Here is an 18,388-nt window from a genome sequence, read left to right as displayed (position 1 = left end):
TGGATCACGCAAGGGAAGGCGCGGGTTCCCCGCTGCCACCAGCGGCAGGCGCCCCGCTGCCGCGGTCATCGGGTGGGGAACCGGTAGAGCCACACACCGCCGATCTCCTCCCCCGACGTACCGGCGACACGCGCCGCCCACGTCAACACGGGTGTGTGGTCGACACCGCCCTGTGGCACGACCATCAGCACGGTCACCCCGGTCCGTGCCAGTTCCTGACGCGCTGCCTCGGTGTAGGCGTCGTCGGGCGGCGGCAGGCCCTCGAGCAGCCCTCGACACGCCCCCTCGAACAGGTTCTCCGGCGTCTCCCACAGGACGGGGTGCGTCGGGTCGGAGCCGAGGGCATAGCCACCGGTCGTGCGGTACGCCATCCCGCTCTCGGCCTGCCAGAGCATCGGCAGTGCACCGCCCTCCCAGACACCGGTGGTCCGGGGGCAGACGTCCACGACGTCGGTCGTGCGCAGGTCCTGGCCCGCGACCGCGAAGAAGGCGGGCGTCTCGGCCGCGGCGATCGGCAGCGGTGCCGCCGGCAACCACGAGACCACGGCGCCGATCGCGAGCGCCGCTCCGGTGATCCGGCCTGCTCCAGGGCGCATGCTCGCGACCCGATCGATCCAGAGGCCGACCACGATGGCCACACAGGCGGCGACGAAGACCTGCAGCCGCACCGGATCCGCCTGGGAGATCAGAGGCAGGTCATCCAGCAGCTGCCACGGCAGCCACACCTCCAGGTCCTGCTTCCGCGTCGTCAGGCTCGACCCGAGGGAGAAGGTGAATGCGAGCAGACCGACGACCGTCACGACTCGGGCGACGGTGGACCGGGCCCCGAGGCAGGCGACGACCAGCAGCAGGAGCACCACCACGCCGACGTAGCCGCCCTGCTCGCCGGTGTACGAGTTCAGCTGCCCGGCGGTCGTGGAACCGCCACCGGTGGCGGTCAGGGACGTGGGGATGACGGCGTTCAGCGGATCGGCGCGGACGTCGACGGCCGGGTGGATGGGCCCACCCGGGCGGGTTGGACCGAACAGCACGAGGTACAGCGGATAGGCGCACAGCACGAGGTAGGTGACGACGCAGGCCACCGTCATCCGGGCCGCGGCGGGCCCGCGGGTGAGCAGGCCGTGCGGCCACCGCACGGCGAGAACCACCGTGACCAGCGCGAGGACGAGCGCCGTCAGCGCGAGCGTCTGCGTGTACAGGCCGGTCTGGACCGCCAGGACGCCCCCGGCCAGCACTCCGGCCCGGGTCGGACGGTGCGGCGTCTCCACGGCCAGGGCCCGCACGGCGACGAGGACCAACGGTGGCAGGACGGCCCAGACGACGTTGACGTGTCCCACCGACAGGTGGGCGACCTGGAACGGGGAGAAGGCGTAGAGGCCGCCCGCGACGAGGCGGGAGGTCCAGCGCTGCGTCCAGGGGACCAGGGCCACCGCCATGAGCACCCCGGAGACCACCGGCCCGAGCACCATCGCGACGTTGTACGCGGCCACTGGGCCGGCCGTGAGCGTCACCGGTGCCATCAGGGCGCTCAACACCGGGCACCGTGGTGTTCCACATGCCGTTGACGCCCTCGGGGAAACGCAGGTAGGTCGTGACCAGGGGGTCCTCGCCGCGCTCCAGGGCGGTCGGGAACCACTGGAGCCACCAGACGAAGGCGTCCGAGTCGGCCGACACCCAACCCGCCGTCGCGGTCGTCATCCGGCCCAGCAGGTCCCGATGGAGGGCGAGGGAGCCGAGCAGGTAGATCGCGGCCCCGAGGAGCAGCGCACCCCGTCGTGGTCGGCGGCCCGCCGACGGGGGTGGACTCTCGCTCGCGACCCGCTGCTGGGTCACCACCGATCCACCGTAGAACCGGAACACACTCGACCCGCGGGTCCGTCTGTCCGGCAGTCCCCTGAGGCATCGGTACGCCGAGGAGAACTACGCAGGGTGACGGGCTGGGGACCGGATCGGGGTCAGTACTGCCCTCCCCCCGAACCGGTGGGACAGCAGCCGGCATACCGGGCCGCAGGCCCCGGCTGCACGACCTCGGGGAGGCCCAGGTGTCCGGAACACACCCATGCCGGCTCACACGTTCGGCCTCATGGGAGAGCTGGCGCGCGGGGACTGGCGGTTCCGGCCCAAGCGAGAGCTCGTCCGGGAGTACGCCGAGGGCGCCCGCAGCGGACAGTCGCTCTCGACGCCGGCCGCCGGGGAGCACCGTGGGGCACTCGACCGCAGGACCCTGCGGACGCCTTGCAGCGCCCTTCGACCAGGCAGTGAACCTGGGGCCGCGCTGGACAGCGACCCGCCGAGCCATCTCGCCCACCGGCACCGCCAACTGCCCGGCCACGGGTGCCGGTGGCGCAGTGTGCGCAGTGCGGCGGCCCGGTCGGCCGCCGTCCAGCACCGCGGAGCCGAGTGAGCCCTCGGGCGCCCTTGCCGGCAGGCGTCGGCGTACGGGCGCGCTCGGTGTCGTGGTGCTCGACCCGGTCGCGCGCGGGCACCTCGTGCAGGTGGACACCGGACAGTCCTCGCCCGATGCGGGCCGCGTGGTCCAGCACGACCGATGGAGCCGCCGGGGGCGGTCGCCGCACCAGTCAGGCGCCTGGAGGCCTTGCGCCCTGCCTTGGGCGAACTTCTGCTTTGCGAGACGCGTAAGTCCCGCTACGTTGTGAGGCACCGCACACAGTCGACGCAGAGCAACCACCCCGGGACCTGAGGTGACCGCTCCTGCGGCGATGACGTGCACCCACGTGACGAGCCAAGGGAGCTCCATGAACTTGACGACCGGCCTGCGGGCCGTCCTCGTTGCCGCCCTGTCGGCGCTGGTGTTCGTCGGCCTCGCCGGCACGGCGAGCGCCGCCCCGCCCGCCCAGGCCCAGGGTGCCTCCGACTGCGCCGGCCGCGGCGTGCCGCTCAGCAAGATCTCGATCCAGCTGTACACCTTCGCCGATCACATCGGCTTCGGTGCCGACGCCGACACGCAGGCACGCCACGAGGACGTCCTGCGCTCCCTCGCGGAGATGGGCTACCGCAACGTCGAGCCGTTCACGCTGAGCGGCTGGACCGCCGAGGAGTACGCGGCCGTCCTGGACGAGTACGGCCTCAAGGCGTCGGCCCGCCACGTCGAGGTCGGCACGCACACCGACCCCGCGGACATCGAGCAGATCCTCGAGGAGAACCGCGTCCTCGGCATCAAGTACTTCGGCTCCGGCAGCAGCGCCGGGGCTCCGTGGACCCAACCGCTGCCGACCGAGGCCGACTGGGTCGCCTACGCCGAGTACCTGGACGCCGTCGGCGAGCAGGCGCGCAAGGCCGGTCAGACCCTGATGATCCACAACCACGACTTCGAGTTCACGACCGCCTTCGGCGACCGCACCGCCTTCGACATCCTGATGCAGCACACCCAGGCGAAGAACGTCGTCTCGCAGCTCGACCTCTACTGGGTGTCCTACGCCGGGCTCGATCCGGTCGATGTGATCGAGGAGTACGGCAACCGGATCCAGCTGTTCCACGTCAAGGACATGCGGGCGGGCGACCGGCGGATCGAGATCGTCGGCCGCGGCACCATCGAGTTCCCGTCGATCTTCGCCGCTGCCGGTGGCAGCACCCGCTACTTCGTCGTCGAGCACGACCCGCGCTTCGACGACCCGACGTTCGACCCCTTCGAGGCCGCGCGGGTGGGCCTCGAGTACCTCACCTGCACGACCTACTGAGGGAGTAGCGCCCCGTTGGGGACGGTCCCGGTTCGCCGGGGCCGTCCCCTCGCGCGTGCCGGGGGAGGCGCGGCCCGGTGCACCCGTCACGGACCACTCCCTCGGTCGTGGACCGTCAGTCCGGCCGGTGCCGCCTCGGCCATCCGCGCTACCGCCGTGGCGAGCAACGACACGACACGTCGAGCAGGTCCCTGACGGGTGGCGCCGAAGGGGCGGCTATGCCGGCCGGGCCACGGCTCGGCTCCCCGAACTGCTGATGACGGCGAAGTAGCGCCGTTGGTTGCCGTCGGTCTGCAGCCGCCCGTCGGGGCGCGTGCGGACCCACTTGTGTCCGACGGTCTGCGACACGTTGCCCCCGATGGTGCACACCCGCCCCGGCCGGACGGCGGTGACGATGTCGCAGTGCGTGGCCCGGATCGTGGCGTCACCGATGTTGTCGTAGGTGGCGCCGCTGTTGCTCCGTTCGGCGCAGACGAGGTCGCCGACCTGCGGCGCGATCTCGGTGACCCGGTACGCCCAGAACGGGTTGCCGGCGTTGCGGTCGAGCCGGTTGCGCCGAGCAGCGCGGATGTAGGTCTGGTGCGCCCGGGAGTAGGCGAAGTGCCCTCCGGCACCGGCGGTCCGCATGACGTAGGAGACGAACACGGCGCTCCACGGGTTGCCCTGCTGATGGGCGGCGCGCGCCAGCTGGGCCAGGGGGACCTCCATGCCGACCCCGGTCCGGTAGTACTCCTGCAGGATCGGCCCGGCCGCCCGGTCGGTCTCCACCAGCGCCGGACCCCCTCCGGGTCGCCAGCGGGCGTGTTCCGCCTCGGCGACGCGCGCGATGGCCACCGCCAATGACCCCGCCGCCGGTCTGGGCGCCGGGGCCGGCCCGACGCCTCGACGAGCCAGTGCGCCGGCCAGCGCGGCCCTCGTCCCCGACCCCACGACGCCGTCGACGACGAGGCCGGCCGATGCCTGGAAGTCGCGCACCGCACGTTCGGTGGCGGGGCCGAACACGCCGTCGGCGGTCAGCGGCGTGCCGAGGGTGGTCAGCGCCCTCTGCAGCGCCACGACGCCGGGACCGCGGGACCCGCGACGGAGCGGTGCGTCCCCGAACGCGAACGCGGCGATCTCGACGGTGTTGCCGCCCCCGGCCTCGCTGAGCGCCTCCACGAGCGCGAGCCCCGTGTCGACCGGTAACGCTCCCGTTCCTCTGCCCGGCTCGGCCTCCTCGGCCCGGTCGGTGGACGCGATGTCGACGTACGGAGACCGTCCGCCGTAGAACCAGCGCGTCCCCACCCGCCGCCGAGCCAGCCGGCCGTCCGCACGACGGGTCAGCCGGGCGAGGTGGTAGTGCGGCCGCGGCTGGGGATCGTGGACGACGGTCCACCCCGGCCCGAGGGCCCGCGCCCGGCGCACCGCCCGGGTCCGAGCCTGGGACTCGGCGGCGTACCAGTGGTCCCGCCGCCCCGGCAGCGTCTGCTGGTGCACGGTGCTCCTCCCCCGTCACCCGAGTGCCAGGTCGCGACGCCGGCCGGATCGCACCGGGGCCACCGGGCGCGGCCGGCGATCCTGCGCCGGCAGGGCGGTGACCTGCGGCGCCGCCCGGTCGGTGACCACACCGATCGCCTGGGCGCTGGTCAGCCACTCCTCCGAGTCCTCGGCGACCTGCAGCAGCAGCGCCTCGAACTCCGTGCGGCCGCTCTGCAGCACGTGCGGCTGGGCCAGCCAGCGCAGGATCTCCCGGCCGGTGACCGCCATCCGCTGCCGCGGCGAGGTCATCAGGGGCTCGTGGAAGTAGCGCGTCAGGACCTCCTCCACGACGTCCCACGCGTTGTCGGCCCCGAAGACGCGCTTGACGTCGTCGGCGTCGAGGATGCGGAAGGCCTCCTCGAGCAGCTGCATGACCTCGACGCGGAGCACGTTGATGTTGCCGTAGGACACGAACTTCAGGTTGTTGCGCAGGTCGAGGCCGGCCCGCCGGACGACGGCGATGCTGCCGAACGTCGGGTCGTTGGCGCGGTCGCGGATCACGTCCGAGATGCGCTTGTCCCGCCAGTACTGGGCGACGTGCCGGTTGAACAGCGTGAACAGCGGGTGGAACTCCCGGTTCGGGCGGGCGTCGCCCTGCGGCGTCCTCACCCCGTAGCCGAACGCCCGCCGGTACGCGGCGGCCCGCTCGTACCGGGTCCCGCGCAGGACCTCCCGCCGGTCGAACTGGTACAGCCCGTAGGCGCCCGGTCCCGACGACAGCCGGACGGCGCCGTTGCGGAACAGCTCCCGCAGCTTGCGGACGACGCGGAACACCCCGACGCGCTCGTGCTGGTAGATGTAGTAGAGGTCGCCGATCGCGATGATCCGCTCGGACGTGACCGTCTCGTCGTAGTGCTCGACCCCCTGGGGGATGCGCGTCTGACCGAACTGCCGCGCGGCCTCCGGGCCGAGTCCGACCAGCTGGGCCAGGCCGCTGTCCGGCGGGATCGGCGCGGCCTTGTCGGCCTCCTCCGCCTGACGCACGTAGTCGTCGATCTGGTCGACGAGGGCGTCGGCCAGCCGCGGGGTCTCGAGCAGGTCGACACCCAGCTGGTCGATCGCGTCCTGCCGCAGCTGGGCGAACCGGTCGAGGAGAGCCTGGTACTGCGCTTCGGTCGCCATCAGAAGACCTGCCTCACGCTAGAGGCTGTATAGGGCGTGGTCTCGGCCGCTCGTGGATCGAAGGTGATGACGTGCGGTCCCTCGGTCCCGACGACACCCGAATAGTCCTTACGAGGGCCCTGCTCGGGGTACTCGGTCACGCCGCCGTCGGACTCCAGGCGGTGGACCTTGTACTGGACTGCCCCCATGGGCAGGTCCATGCGCTTTGACCGGTAGAGGCCGTCCGCGCCCCGGTACATCCGGATCTGTCCCCGCCAGTTGCCCATCCGCGCTCCACCTCCCTTGATCACGTACGTCGGGGGGAGCTTCGTGTCCGGTGTCGCCTGGGAGGACGCGAGGACCACCTCGTGGAGGTGACGACACAGTGACCGCAGTGCCTCCTGGACACGCACCGAGTGGATTCCCAGGTCGCCGTCCTGGTCGCCCTCGTCGTCGATGGCCTGGTCCACGAGGTCACGCAGCTCGAGTGCAGCCGGGAGCAGCGCCCTCGGGATCGCCAGGCGGCCACCACCGCGGATGAGGTGCGGGCCCTCCTGCGTGGCGAGGTCCACGGCCCAGTCCAGCAGGTCCTCGAGGATGATGCTGCCGCCGGAGATGGGGATCCGGAACGTCCGGCGCTCGTCGACGTCGATGAGCACCGCGTCGAGGGCCGCGCGCAGCTCGTCGACCGAGCCGGCCACGACGGACAGCTGGCGCTCGAGCCGAACCAGCTGGAGTCCCAGGAAGGGGTTGTCGTCCCCTCCCCCGAAGAAGCGCTTGTCCCGGTCCCAGCTCGTCCGCAGGGACACGAGGTCGTCGACGATGATGCGGAAGCTGGTCAACTGCTGTTCCTCTGCGGCGTTGTTGACCCGGTCGTCCGAGCCGGCCTGCCGCAGGCCCAGTTCCTCTCGGAGCTCCCCCAGCCGGCCCTCCACGAGGTCGGGATCGGTGACCGCCGTGCTCTCGTAGCCGAGGAGGACCCGCCAGAGCTGGTCCACGCGCGGTACGCGGGGCCCGCCCAACCGGCCGAGCTCCTCCACCAGCTCGCGGAACTCGGTCTCGATGACGCTCTTCAACGCGGCGCAGACCTCGTCGTCCGTGGTCTCGAGGAGGGGAGCGAGGTCTCGCAGGAGGCCGACGGAACGACTCAGTGACTCCGTGGCCCGGACGTGGAGGCTCGCCTGCGCGCCCACGACCCCGCCCTCCAGCTCGCTGTGGAAGCTGGCGATGCCGGGCTTGTGGCGATAGAGCACCCGCCCGTGTTTCTCGTACGGCTCGAAGGCCTGCTCCAGCGCGGACAGGACACCGTCGATGCGGGTGGGCCGGCGCCGCCAGCCCAGGACGTTGCCGATCACGCGGTCGACGGAGTCCTGGAGGTCGCCGGTTCCGCCCTCCTCCCGCTCGCGGGCAGGCGCCGTGGCGGTCGTCTGCACCGGGTAGGCCAGGAACTGGCGCAGGGCATCGGCCAGCTCCTTGTCCCCTCTCCCGTTCCCGGCTGGGTAGTTCATCCCGTCCTCCCCGGCGTGTGTACGTAGACCGGCCCCACCGGGGCGCGGTCAGCGAGCTCCTGCCAGCACCGGCACTGCGCCTCCTGGACCGCGGCGACCCGCGGCCGGCAGCGGTCGATCCCCTGCCGGACCACCCGCACCCAGGCCGGCCACGCACCCCCGCGGTGCCGCAGCGCGGCGACCGGTTCCAGGGCGTCGTAGGAGACGAGGTCGTCCCGGAAGCGGTCGGCGAGCACGGTCAGCGCCGTCTGCGCCGCCGCCAGCTGGCGCTGGGCGCCGACCAGGTCGAGCCGCTCCGCGGCCTCGGACGCGAGCAGCGTGCTGTAGTACGCCTCCTCGGCGCGCCCGTCGAGGTCGTCCACGGCCCGCCCGAGCCGGTCCACGACCGACAGGTCCGCCGGCGCGTCCTCGCCCAGCGTCAACCCGAGCGAGCGGAGCTCGGCGCGGAGCTGCCGGCAGCCCTCGGTGAGCTCGGCGAGCGCGGTCGGGACACTCATCGCGCTCACCGCCGGGCGAGGTCGCGGTAGAAGTGGCGGGTGACGACCTCGGGCGGGGCCAGCCGCCGGTCGAAGGCCAGCCGGGCGGCCCCGATGAGGAACCGCTCCGGGAGGATGCCCGGGTCGATCCCCCGGGCCAGGCGCCCCGCGGCCTCCTCGATCATCTGCTGCTCCTTGGGGGCGAAGCGGATCACCTGGGCCAGCGACCGGCGGCCGAGGGCCTCGTACGGCCGGAAGCACATGGTGTCGACGACGAGGCGCACGGCGTCGTCGGCCGACTCCAGCAGCGCCTGCGGGAACGGCGCCGCACGCCGGCCGTAGGTGCGCCGCCACGCCCGCCGCGAGCCCTCGGCCTCCTCGGGGAAACCCATCCGCGTCAGCAGCTCGGCGCTGATGAACAGCCGCAGGTACGGCGTCGGGTGCACCGCCGTCGGGTTGTAGGTCCAGACGCTGACCGGGCCGCGGGCCAGGATGTCCATCAGCGAGGCGACGACGGCGGGACCGCCCAGGAGCAGGCCGCACAGGTCGGCGAAGGTCTCCCGGTTCCACCGACGCCACACCCGGGCGACCTCGGGCTGGTGCCCCGCCTCGACCAGCCGGCGCTCGAGGGTCTCCGGGACCACCCGGGCGAGGCCGAGCTCGTTCTGCAGGTTGTGGCTGACCTCGTGGAGGACCGCGCCCAGCGTCCAGGGGTTCACCAGCCGGTGGTAGGGCAGCTGGATCTGCGGGAAGGGGTTGCGCTGGAACCCCAGCCGCCGCAGCCGGACGTCCCGCCGGAAGGTGGCCGGGGTGGGTCCGGCCTCCATGCAGCACATCGGCGCCGGCTGCGGGACCGACCGGGCGGTGCCCAGGCCCAGGAAGGCGTCCTGGTAGCAGTCGAGCGCGATCCGGTCGCAGCCGAGCAGCCACTCGCCGAACCGGCCCTGCCGCTGGCCGAAGAACGCCATGTAGAAGTCCCAGACCCGCTCCACCGCCCGCACGTGCTCGTGCGCGACCTCCCCGGCCGCGACCAGCCGCCGCAGCCGCTCCGGGGTCGGGTCGGCCTGCGCCCGCGAGGCGAGGGCCGCGACCCGCCGGTTGAGCGTCAGCAGCGGCTCGCGCAGCCGGGTGATCAGCGCGTTGACCGCCTCCACGTGCCCCTGGGTGGGTGCGGCGTGCCCGGTGCCGAACTCCTCACGGGTGAACGGGCGCAGCGCCAGCGCGTGGCGTTCGAGGTTGCGGGCCTGCGCGCTGGTCCACCGGCCGAGGACCGCGGGCGGCCGCGGCGGCGACGGGCGGGGGTCGCTCCCCCGCCCGCGGTGCGTCGCCGCTGCGGCTGGCGCGCTCATGACCACGCTCCTCGACTGGACCCGGCCGGGTGCGTCTCAGCACCGGCACCAGCGCTGCCCGTTGACGACGATCGACCGGCGCGGGACACCGGGCGGGCGACCCGGTCCCCCGCCGTTGGCCTGCGCGGCGCGCCGGCGGGCCTCCGCGAGCCACGCCTGGTCCGCCCGGCGGGCCCGCTGGATCACCCGGCGGCGCCGGTCGGGGTGCCGCAGCGCCTGGGAGGCGTGGTGGGCGAACCGGCGGCTCACCAGGTCCAGGGACACCGGGGCGCCGCGCGAGTACCGCCCCGCGACATCGGCCGTGGTGCGGCGGACGACGTGCGGCAGCGCCTGGACGTAGGGCTTGGCCGCCGGGCTGTTCCACAGCTGCCGGCCCAGCTGCACCGCCCGCTTGGTCAGCTCCGGGACCCAGCGGGCCGCCGCGGGGGCGAGCCGGGCCGCCAGCGCCGGCAGCGCGCCGAGGAAGGCCTCGGCCTCCGACTCGGACTCCGTCTGCGCCGCCATGGCCGCCAGGTGCTCCATGAGCCGGATCTCGGCGGCCGGTGACGTCCCCGCCTCGTACTCCTGGTCGCCGAAGAGCTCGTCCTCGGGGTCGCCGTAGGGCTCGAGCTCGCCGGCGGCCGGGAGGAGGTCCTCCATCGTGATCGACATCGCCGCGTCTCCTCGGGGTCGTCAGCCGGTCAGCGCGCCGCGGCGCGCACGAGGGGGCTGGGTCATCCGGCGGACGGCCCGCTGGTTGCGCTGCGCGGCGCGGGCGGCCACCGGCGGCTGGGTCAGCGCCCGCCGGGTCTGCGTCTGGACGACGCGGCCGACGGTGCTCCGGGTCACCGGCTGCCCGCGCCGGGCACGGCGCACCAGCGGCCGGACGGTCGCGCGGGTCACCGCCGTCGGCAGGATCGTGACGATCGGCTGGGTCCCCTGCCGCCGCCGCGCCATGCGGGTGAGGATGCTGTTGACCTGCACCAGCTTGGGCACGATGTCGGGGACCAGCCGCTGCAGCACGGCCTGCTCGCGCGGCGTGATCATCATGACCGTCGCTGCCCCGATCAGCGCCTCCGCCTCGTGGGTCGACGGCGTCCGGGCGGCCGCCGCGGCCATCGTCTGGGCGATCGCCTCGTTCTTCGTCATGGGCGCGGCCGGGGACTCGTCCTCGTACTCCAGCTCGTACTCCAGCTCGTCCTCGTACTCGCCCTCGTACTCACCCTCGCGGCGACGGACCCGCCTGCGGCGGCGGCCGAACAGGCCGCTGATGGCGCTCATGGCGCCGGGCAGGAACTTGGCGGCCAGGGGCAGGGCCTTGGCGGCGAGGGGCGCCGCCGCGGCCAGGAGCGGGAGGAACTGCTCGTCCTCGTACTCCTGCTGGACCGCCGGGAGCCCGCCGAGGACCTCGTCCTCGTACTCGTCCTCGTACTCGTCCTCGAGCTCCCCGTCGCCGCCCAGGCCGAGCGCGCCGCCGATGCCCTTGAGCAGTCCGCCGAGGAACTCCTCGCCCTCGTCCTCGAACTCGTCCTCGTACTCGCCGAGCGGGCTCTCCGTCGACGGCTCGCCGAACATCTCGTCCTCGAACTCGTCCTCGGGCTCGCCCGCCAGTTCCGGATCGAGCGCCTCGAACCCGACCGCGCCGTCCTGCGAAACGCTCATGAGGCCCTCCCTCATCGTGCATTCCTGGCCGCCCGAGACTAAGGAGGACGCCTTTGCCGGCCCATTCACACGTTCCCGGGTCGCACGTCCCCACGTCGCTCGGACGGGGGACGCCGGCCGCCGTCGGCGAGGAGGCGGGCGACCATGGCGGCCCGGGAGTTCACCTCGAGCTTGGAGAACACGCGGCGCAGGTGGGTCCCGACCGTCCACTCGCTGATGTCGAGGACCGACGCGATCATGCGGTTGGTGCACCCGCGGGCCACCATGCGGACGATCTCCTCCTCGCGGGGGCTGAGCGACACCCCGCCGGGCTCCGCGGGACCGTGGTCCACCACGACCTGGCAGGTCAGGCCGTCGACGTCGAAGCGGACCAGGATCTCCCCGCCCGCGCCGGACCGCTGGCGCAGGAGCGCGCGGACGGCGCGGCGCAGCTCGCCCACGGCCGCGGCGGTCGGGTCGTCGTCCTCGGGGAGGGGTCCTGGTACGACCGCCGCGGACGGCCCGACGTCGGCAGGGGCGAGCGGGGGCTCCGGTGTCCGGCTGGCTGCTGCGGTCGCTCGCACCCCGGCCTCCGCTCGGCTCGCTCCGGTCGGACGGCGCCGACGGTATCCCGCGGGGTAATGCGACCTCGTGTCACACGTCTTCGGGACCCGCCCGTTCTCGTGGGCCCGCGGCGACCATTCCGGCTCGATTCCCAGGCACGCACGAAATGGATCGCGCCGCCATTCCCGGGCAGGTCGGGAACCGGCCCCGGCCGACAGCGCGACGGTCCGCCCGGCGAGGATGCACCGCCGCCGTCACCGGAGCGTCACCACCGCGTCACCGCTCCCGCGCTCCGTGGCGGGACCGTCCGCCGGATCATGCGGCCGGGACGATGCGCCGGCCTCGCGGCAGTGGTCAGGGTCGACCGGTGACGCACTGGGAGCCGCCCGTCGTCCCGCGGTGCCTCGTCCCGACCCGCTCCCTGCCCGCCGCGCGGGGGTGAGCCGGCGTGGTCGTCCGCGGGTCCGGGGCGGTCCTCCGGCGGCTGGAGACGACGTTCACCGGCCGCTGCGTCACCGCCTTCCTGGAGCAGCGCGGCGTCGACCGGGCCATGGCCGTCTCCGCCCAGTCCTTCACCGCGCTGATCCCGCTGCTCCTGCTGGCGTCCCTGTTGGCCCCGGGGGACGACGGTTCCCTGGTCGCCGACGGGGTGATCGAGCGGTTCCGGCTGAGCGGTGCGGCCGCCGAGGACGTGCGACAGGTGTTCGCGGTGGCCGGCGACGCCGGCACCGGCGCGCTGAGCGTCGTCCTGCTCGTGTTCTCCGGCGTCTCGCTGGCCCGCCGGCTGCAGCGGCTGTACGAGCAGGCCTGGCGCCTCCCGGCACGCGCCGGCCTCCGCGCGTCGGTCGACGCGCTGCTGGGCATCGCGGCCCTGGTCCTGACGATCCTGCTGCTGTCGTTCCTGCACGGGTTGGCGGCTCCCGGAGCCGTCCCCCGGGTGCTGGGCTGGACCGGCCACGTGCTGGCGGGCTGCCTGCTGTGGGCCGCGATCCCCTGGCTGCTGCTCGGCGGCCGCCTCCCGTGGCGCCGGCTGCTGCCCACGGGCGTCCTGGCGGCCGTCTGCTCGGCCGCCTACGCACTGGCCACGGCGGTCTACATGCCGCTGCTCATGGAGTCCTACAGCCGCAGGTACGGCCTCTTCGGCGTGACCCTCGCGCTGGTGGGCTGGCTGCTCTGCGTCGCGGTCATCATCGTGGTCACGACGATCGTCGGGGCCGAGCTCGACCGCGCACCCGAACCCTGGGCCCGGCGGCTCCGAGCCGCGCTCGGACCGGCGACGGACCCGGCCGGTGGTCCCGGGCCGGGGCGCCCGGCCTCGTCCTCCGAGGAGGATGCCGCCCGAGCCCGACCCGGGGTCTGATGGCGCCGAGGAGGGACGTCATGGCCCGACAGGCGGAGATCAGCAGCCCGGACGGTACGCGTCGCGACGGTGCACGTCTCAGCGGCGCGGCCATCGCCGCCCTGGCGGGCGGCGGGCTGCTGGTCGCCTTCATGGTGCAGAACCGCGACGACGTGACGGTGCGGTTCCTCTTCTGGAGCTCTACCTGGCCGCTGTGGCTGCTCGTGCTCGTGAGCGCGGTGCTCGGCGGGGTCGTGTGGATCGGGGTGGGCGTCCTCCGGCGCCACCGCCGCCGGAAGGCGCGGCGGGCAGCCCGGGCCGACTGAGGCGCAGCCAGCCGGCAGGAGGAGCGATCGCCGTCCCCGGGCGGTCCCCACCGCGTCGCCGCTCCCGCGCTCAGTGGTGGACGTGGGACGCGTGGACGACGGCGTGCCCGCGGCCGCGGCTCATCATCCAGCGGTTGATCGGCAGGGTGACGACGAACGCCACAGCGAGGGCGGCGGCCAGCGAGAGCCAGAAGAACGCCGAGGTCAGGCCGGCCTCCATCGCACCCGGGACGCTGACCAGGACGCCGTTGTCGACCAGCTCCATCACCGCGATCGAGACGGTGTCGGCGGCCAGGGCTACCCGCAGCGCCCGGCGGAACGGCAGGCCGGCCAGCAGCACCCCGCGCATCGTCAGCGCGTAGCCGAAGACGAACGCCAGCGCGACCGCCAGGACGACGGTCGCCGCGGTGGACCACCCCAGCAACGTGCCGATGACCACGCCGAGCACCTCGCCGATGGCGCAGCCGGTGAGGCAGTGCAGCGTCGCCTGCACCGCCGCGGCCCAGGGGACCCGGCCCGGAGCAGGCGGCGTCTGGTGGGTGCCGTTCTCGTGCGCCGTGTGCGTCGTCATCTCGGCCTCCTCCGTCGACGTCGCCCGTTGTATACCCCACGGGGGTATTAGTCAACGCCCTCCTCCACGACGTCGGCGAGCGCGTCCACGGCGTCTGCCCACGACCCCACCAGGTCGGCGGCGTCACGCAGCCGGTCATCCTGCGCCCGCCGTTCCCGGATGCCGTCGCCGGCGGGAGCCGCCGGCACGGTCATCAGGGCCGCGCGAGCCGCGGCGGCGGCCTCCTCCAGCGCCCGGACGGCATCGGCGCGGTCCCTCACCGTCGGGCTCCCGCCGTGAGCGGGGCCTGGACCGCGGCCGGCTCGGCGGGCAGGCCCAGCCGGCCCTGGGTGCGCCACACCAGCACGGCCGCGACGACCGCCATCGGGACGATCAGGTCCACCTCGCTCAGCAGCACGTGGGCGTAGACGTCGGTGTCGACGAACCCGCCCAGGCGCACCGAGTCGTTGGACAGCCCGTGCATGACGACAGCCAGCGGGACGCTGATCCCGACGCGGTTGCAGAAGTACGCCATGACCAGGCTGAGCAGCACGAACTTCACGGTCAGCACCGCGAACAGGCCCGCGAAGCCACCCGGCCCGTAGAGCAGCGCCAGGTCGAACTTCACCGGCACGTGCCACGCCGACCACAGCACCCCGAGCACCACGGAGGCGGCCACCGGCGCGTACCGGGCCTGCAGCAGCGGCAGCGCGAACCCCCGCCAGGCGCTCTCCTCGAACACCGCACCGGCGTCGAGGAACATCGCCACCAGGAACGCCGCGGCGAACGACAGCGACAGCGACGGCGGCGAGTGGACGAACCCGGCGTCGCGCAGCGTCAGCCAGTGCAGTCCCGCCGAGGCCAGGTTCATCGCCGAGAACACCACGACCGTCACCACCCAGACCCGCAGCCCGCGCCGCCGTCCCACCTCACGCGACCACGGCCGCCAGCGGCGTCGCACGGCCAGCAGGCCGGCCGAGCCGAAGCCGAGGCCGGCGACGACGAGCAGGGCGAGGTCCGGCGCGGCGACCTGGGCGATCGCCAGCCCGACCGCGCCTGCCGCGTAGGGGGCCTCCACCACCAGCCGCACGGCGGTCACCAGGTCGGTGTTGAACCCGATGCCCGACTCCTCGAGCGCCCGGTCCGCCGTCGCCTGCGCGCCGGTGAGCAGGAACGCGGCGATCAGCGCCACCTCCAGCAGCACCGCCACCGTCCACAGCGACGCCACCGGGTGCCGCCGGAAGACCCGTCGCACCACCCGGTCCTCCCCTCGCCTCGGCCCGCCGCGACCGCTCCGCGGCAGGGACGGGAGGAAGCGTGGGGACGGCGCGTCGAGGCCGGTCGAAGACCGTGTCAAGGCCCGGTGAAGACGGCCGTCGCGGACCTCCGGCGGGCCTGGCCGGTCGCTACGGTCGCTGCCGTGAGCGTCCCCGCGACCGCCCCGCCGGCCGGGCCGGAACCCCTGGTGCTCGTCGTCGAGGACGAGCCGCAGATCGCCGAGGTCCTCGAGGCCTACCTGCACCGCGACGGGTACCGCACCGCCCGCGCCGCCGACGGGGTCAGCGCCGTGGAACGCCACCGGGGCCTGCGCCCGGACCTGGTCCTGCTCGACGTGCGGCTGCCCGGCCTCGACGGCTTCGAGGTGCTCCGCCGCATCCGCGCGTCGGCACCCACCCCGGTGATCATGGTGACCGCGAGGGACGAGGACGTCGACAAGCTGCTCGGGCTGCACATGGGCGCCGACGACTACGTGCTCAAGCCGTTCAGCCCGCCCGAGGTCGTCGCCCGGGTGCGGGCCGTCCTCCGCCGGGCCGCACCGGGCCCGCGACCGCCGCGGGTGCTGCGGGTGGGCCCGCTGGAGGTCGACCCCGCCGCGCTGACCGCCACCGTCGGCGGCCGGCCGCTGCCGCTCACGCTGAGCGAGTACCGGCTGCTGGAGCACCTGGCCCGGTCCGCGGGCCGGGTCCTCACCCGCGCGCAGCTGCTCGACGCCGCCCTGCCGGGGTCGGCCGCGCTCGACCGCGTCGTCGACGCGCACCTGTCCAACCTGCGCCGCAAGCTGGCCGCCGCGGGCGAGGACCGGCTGCTGGAGACGGTGCGCGGCGCGGGCTACCGGCTGCGCCGCGCACCCGCGCCGCCACCGCCGTGAACCCGGACGACGCGGCCTCCCCGGGACCCCGACGCCGGCTCCGGTGGCCGCGGCGCAGCATCGCCGTGCGGCTGATGACGGCCATGGCGGCCGTCGCGGCGTTCACCGCGCTGCTCGCCCTGCCGGTGACGCTGGTCTACTTCGAGCGGCGGCTGCCGCCGGAGACCGCCGACCTCGTCGAGGCCCAGATCCGCGGCGGCGACTTCGACGGCGCGGCCGAGCTGGCCCTGCTCACCGCCCTCACCGCGGGGCTCGGGGCACTGCTCGGCCTGCTCGTCGCCCGGCGGCTGGCCCGCCCGCTGCAGGCGGTCTCCGCCGCGGCCCGCCGGGTCGCCGCCGGTGACCTCTCCGCCCGGGCCGGGCCCCTGCTGCCCGCGGGCGGCCGGCGACGGTGGCGGCCCCGGGCGGCCCCGGCGGACGCCCGCGACGAGGCCGCCCGGCTGGTCGGCGACTTCGACGGCATGGCCGCCGCACTCGAGCGGCTGGACACCGAGCGGCGGGTCACCGCGGCCGCGGTCGCCCACGAGCTGCGCACCCCGCTGACCATCCTGCAGGGCCGCCTGGAGGCGGTGCGGGACGGCGTGCTGCCCCTCGACGCCGCGGGCCTCGCCGGACTGGTGCAGCAGACCCGCACCCTCGCCCGGCTCGTCGAGGACCTCAAGACCCTCAGCCTGGCCGACGCCGGTCAGCTCTCCCTGCGGCGGCGTCCGGTCGACCTCGCCGCGCTCGCCGCCACCGTGCTCGCCGGCTTCCGCGCCCGCGCCGTCGACGCCGGGATCGGACTGCACCTGGACCCGCCCCGGGACGGGACCGGGGCCCTCGAGGTCGCCGCGGACCCCGAGCGGCTCACCCAGGTGCTCGGCAACCTCCTCGACAACGCGCTGCGCCACACCCCGGCGGGCGGCCGGGTCGACGTCGGGCTCGACCGGCGCGACGGCGAGGTCCGCCTCACCGTCCGGGACACCGGGGCGGGCCTGACTCCCGAGGACGCGGCGCACGTCTTCGACCGCTTCTGGCGGGCCGGTCCGTCCCGGTCACGGGACACGGGCGGGACCGGTCAGGGGCTCGCCGTCGTCCGGGTCCTGGTCGAGGCGCACGGCGGCCGGGTGCGGGCACGGGGCCAGCCCACCGGCGGCGCCGAGTTCGACGTCCGCCTCCCGGCCGATCCGGGGCGGTGACCGCCGGCCGTCAGGCCCGTGCCGCGTCCAGCTCCTCGGCGGCGGGCAGGCCGAGCCGGGCGAACAGGTCGTTGTCGAGGTCGAGGAAGCTCGTGATGTGCCGGATCCGGTCGCCCTCGATCTCCAGCACGTGCAGGGCCCACGGCGCGTGGCCACCCTCGGCGGTCGGCCGGTACTGGGCCACCGCCGGGCTGCCGTTGGCCTCCGTCTGCACGAACCGCGAGTTCCGGCAGCCGCTGCCGGGGCCCAGCATCCAGGTGCCGATGTCGGCGGCGCTGCCCAGCCACATCTCGAACGGCGGCATGTGCTGGGTGGCGTCCTCGTGCAGCAGCGCGACGAAGGCGTCGATGTCGTAGCGCTCGAAGGCGTCGAGGTAGCGGGCGAGCAGGTCGCGGTGGTCGGCGTCGAGCGGCCGTTCCTCGGGGGTGCCGCCCATCGCGGCCAGCGTGGCCCGGGCCCGCTGCAGCGCGCTGTTGACCGAGGCGACCGTGTTGTCGAGCAGGTCGGCCACCTCGTCGGCCCGCCAGCGCAGCACGTCGCGCAGCAGCAGCACGGCGCGCTGCCGCGGCGGCAGGTGCTGCAGCGCGGCGACGAACGCCAGCCGCACCGACTCCCGGGCCACCGCGCGCTCGGCCGGGTCGCCGTCCTCGGGCAGGACCTGCCGGTCGAGCACCGGCTCCACCCAGGCCTCGGCCGGCCGCTTGGCCGCCAGCGACGCCTCCACCGGCGACCACGACTGCCCGGAGAGGTCCATCGGCAGGGCCCGGCGCCGGCGGCCGGCGAGCTGGTCGAGGCAGACGTTGGTGGCGATCCGGTAGAGCCAGGACCGCAGCGAGGAGCGGCCCTCGAAGTCGGCCAGGCTCTTCCACGCGCGGACCAGCGTCTCCTGCACCGCGTCGTCGGCGTCGAAGCTCGACCCGAGCATCCGGTAGCAGTACCCCGTCAGCTCGCGCCGGTGCTCGAGCAACCGCGGGTCGATCTCACCGGACACCCCGCTCAGCACGCTGGTCAC

General features: G+C 74.3%; 18 protein-coding genes. 5 read left to right on the top strand and 13 right to left on the bottom strand.

Annotated elements, in window-relative coordinates:
- Positions 1–65: 65 nt before the first annotated feature.
- Positions 66–1,532, bottom strand: a complete 1,467-nt coding sequence (locus ACI79O_RS06475) for a hypothetical protein (RefSeq protein WP_456913608.1) — start codon at positions 1,530–1,532, stop codon at positions 66–68.
- A 1,224-nt stretch (positions 1,533–2,756) separates the two neighbouring features.
- Here ACI79O_RS06475 and ACI79O_RS06470 point away from each other — a divergent pair.
- Positions 2,757–3,698, top strand: a complete 942-nt coding sequence (locus ACI79O_RS06470) for a sugar phosphate isomerase/epimerase family protein (protein WP_456913607.1) — start codon at positions 2,757–2,759, stop codon at positions 3,696–3,698.
- A gap of 216 nt (positions 3,699–3,914) precedes the next feature.
- Here ACI79O_RS06470 and ACI79O_RS06465 read toward each other — a convergent pair whose 3' ends face one another.
- The 8 genes from ACI79O_RS06465 to ACI79O_RS06430 form a co-directional block, all read right to left on the bottom strand.
- Positions 3,915–5,174, bottom strand: a complete 1,260-nt coding sequence (locus tag ACI79O_RS06465; RefSeq protein WP_456889132.1) for a DUF2272 domain-containing protein — start codon at positions 5,172–5,174, stop codon at positions 3,915–3,917.
- Positions 5,175–5,189: 15 nt separating this feature from the next.
- Positions 5,190–6,338 (bottom strand): hypothetical protein, encoded by a 1,149-nt coding sequence (locus tag ACI79O_RS06460; protein WP_456889134.1) that lies wholly within the window; start codon positions 6,336–6,338, stop codon positions 5,190–5,192.
- Positions 6,338–7,825 (bottom strand): hypothetical protein, encoded by a 1,488-nt coding sequence (locus ACI79O_RS06455; RefSeq protein WP_456913606.1) that lies wholly within the window; start codon positions 7,823–7,825, stop codon positions 6,338–6,340. The genes ACI79O_RS06460 and ACI79O_RS06455 overlap by 1 nt, the downstream gene beginning before the upstream one ends.
- Entirely contained in the window at positions 7,822–8,322 is a 501-nt protein-coding gene (locus tag ACI79O_RS06450) for a hypothetical protein (RefSeq protein WP_456889138.1), read from the bottom strand. The genes ACI79O_RS06455 and ACI79O_RS06450 overlap by 4 nt, the downstream gene beginning before the upstream one ends.
- A 5-nt stretch (positions 8,323–8,327) precedes the next feature.
- Positions 8,328–9,650: a hypothetical protein gene (locus tag ACI79O_RS06445; protein ID WP_456889140.1), complete on the bottom strand. Its 1,323-nt coding sequence runs from the start codon at positions 9,648–9,650 to the stop codon at positions 8,328–8,330.
- A 36-nt stretch (positions 9,651–9,686) separates the two neighbouring features.
- Positions 9,687–10,301, bottom strand: coding sequence for a hypothetical protein (locus tag ACI79O_RS06440; protein ID WP_456889144.1), 615 nt, complete (start codon positions 10,299–10,301; stop codon positions 9,687–9,689).
- Between the two features lie 21 nt (positions 10,302–10,322).
- The gene (locus ACI79O_RS06435; RefSeq protein WP_456913605.1) at positions 10,323–11,291 is read right to left on the bottom strand and encodes a hypothetical protein; all 969 of its coding nucleotides are present in this window, start codon (positions 11,289–11,291) and stop codon (positions 10,323–10,325) included.
- 65 nt (positions 11,292–11,356) lie between these two features.
- A complete protein-coding gene (locus ACI79O_RS06430) occupies positions 11,357–11,731 on the bottom strand; it encodes a helix-turn-helix domain-containing protein (RefSeq protein WP_456877530.1) in 375 nt (124 codons plus the stop codon).
- A gap of 551 nt (positions 11,732–12,282) precedes the next feature.
- Between ACI79O_RS06430 and ACI79O_RS06425 the strand changes: the two genes are divergently transcribed.
- Positions 12,283–13,194 carry a YhjD/YihY/BrkB family envelope integrity protein gene (locus ACI79O_RS06425; RefSeq protein ID WP_456913604.1) on the top strand — a complete coding sequence of 304 codons (912 nt, stop codon included), beginning with the start codon at positions 12,283–12,285 and terminating at the stop codon, positions 13,192–13,194.
- A gap of 20 nt (positions 13,195–13,214) precedes the next feature.
- Entirely contained in the window at positions 13,215–13,499 is a 285-nt protein-coding gene (locus ACI79O_RS06420) for a lipopolysaccharide assembly protein LapA domain-containing protein (protein ID WP_456913603.1), read from the top strand.
- Between the two features lie 70 nt (positions 13,500–13,569).
- On the opposite strand, the gene ACI79O_RS06415 is transcribed toward ACI79O_RS06420, so the two are convergent.
- From ACI79O_RS06415 to ACI79O_RS06405, 3 genes are read right to left on the bottom strand one after another with little or no spacing between them, the layout of a single operon-like run.
- Complete coding sequence (locus ACI79O_RS06415; protein WP_456889158.1) at positions 13,570–14,070, bottom strand: DUF4396 domain-containing protein; 501 nt, start codon at positions 14,068–14,070, stop codon at positions 13,570–13,572.
- A gap of 47 nt (positions 14,071–14,117) precedes the next feature.
- On the bottom strand, positions 14,118–14,330 hold the full coding sequence (locus ACI79O_RS06410) for a hypothetical protein (RefSeq protein WP_456889161.1): 213 nt from the start codon (positions 14,328–14,330) through the stop codon (positions 14,118–14,120).
- Positions 14,327–15,307, bottom strand: coding sequence for a CPBP family intramembrane glutamic endopeptidase (locus ACI79O_RS06405; protein WP_456913602.1), 981 nt, complete (start codon positions 15,305–15,307; stop codon positions 14,327–14,329). The genes ACI79O_RS06410 and ACI79O_RS06405 overlap by 4 nt, the downstream gene beginning before the upstream one ends.
- Before the next feature lie 162 nt (positions 15,308–15,469).
- On the opposite strand from ACI79O_RS06405, the gene ACI79O_RS06400 reads away from it, so the two are divergent.
- Both ACI79O_RS06400 and ACI79O_RS06395 read left to right on the top strand, forming a co-directional pair.
- The gene (locus ACI79O_RS06400) at positions 15,470–16,198 is read left to right on the top strand and encodes a response regulator transcription factor (protein WP_456889166.1); all 729 of its coding nucleotides are present in this window, start codon (positions 15,470–15,472) and stop codon (positions 16,196–16,198) included.
- 74 nt (positions 16,199–16,272) lie between these two features.
- A complete protein-coding gene (locus tag ACI79O_RS06395; RefSeq protein WP_456913666.1) occupies positions 16,273–17,376 on the top strand; it encodes a sensor histidine kinase in 1,104 nt (367 codons plus the stop codon).
- Positions 17,377–17,386: 10 nt separating this feature from the next.
- Here ACI79O_RS06395 and ACI79O_RS06390 read toward each other — a convergent pair whose 3' ends face one another.
- Positions 17,387–18,388 (bottom strand): sigma-70 family RNA polymerase sigma factor, encoded by a 1,002-nt coding sequence (locus ACI79O_RS06390; RefSeq protein ID WP_456889170.1) that lies wholly within the window; start codon positions 18,386–18,388, stop codon positions 17,387–17,389.

It is taken from the genome of Geodermatophilus sp. SYSU D00696, from assembly GCF_054050235.1.
This window is presented reverse-complemented; position numbering and strand designations above follow the sequence as displayed.

Excerpts from the sequence above, each read along its gene's own strand:
- ACI79O_RS06470 (WP_456913607.1), top strand. The coding sequence starts at position 2,757 with ATGAACTTGACGACCGGCCTGCGGGCCGTCCTCGTTGCCGCCCTGTCG.
- ACI79O_RS06460 (WP_456889134.1), bottom strand. The coding sequence starts at position 6,338 with ATGGCGACCGAAGCGCAGTACCAGGCTCTCCTCGACCGGTTCGCCCAG.
- ACI79O_RS06455 (WP_456913606.1), bottom strand. The coding sequence starts at position 7,825 with ATGAACTACCCAGCCGGGAACGGGAGAGGGGACAAGGAGCTGGCCGAT.
- ACI79O_RS06450 (WP_456889138.1), bottom strand. The coding sequence starts at position 8,322 with ATGAGTGTCCCGACCGCGCTCGCCGAGCTCACCGAGGGCTGCCGGCAG.
- ACI79O_RS06445 (WP_456889140.1), bottom strand. The coding sequence starts at position 9,650 with ATGAGCGCGCCAGCCGCAGCGGCGACGCACCGCGGGCGGGGGAGCGAC.
- ACI79O_RS06440 (WP_456889144.1), bottom strand. The coding sequence starts at position 10,301 with ATGTCGATCACGATGGAGGACCTCCTCCCGGCCGCCGGCGAGCTCGAG.
- ACI79O_RS06435 (WP_456913605.1), bottom strand. The coding sequence starts at position 11,291 with ATGAGCGTTTCGCAGGACGGCGCGGTCGGGTTCGAGGCGCTCGATCCG.
- ACI79O_RS06420 (WP_456913603.1), top strand. The coding sequence starts at position 13,215 with ATGGCCCGACAGGCGGAGATCAGCAGCCCGGACGGTACGCGTCGCGAC.
- ACI79O_RS06415 (WP_456889158.1), bottom strand. The coding sequence starts at position 14,070 with ATGACGACGCACACGGCGCACGAGAACGGCACCCACCAGACGCCGCCT.
- ACI79O_RS06395 (WP_456913666.1), top strand. The coding sequence starts at position 16,273 with ATGACGGCCATGGCGGCCGTCGCGGCGTTCACCGCGCTGCTCGCCCTG.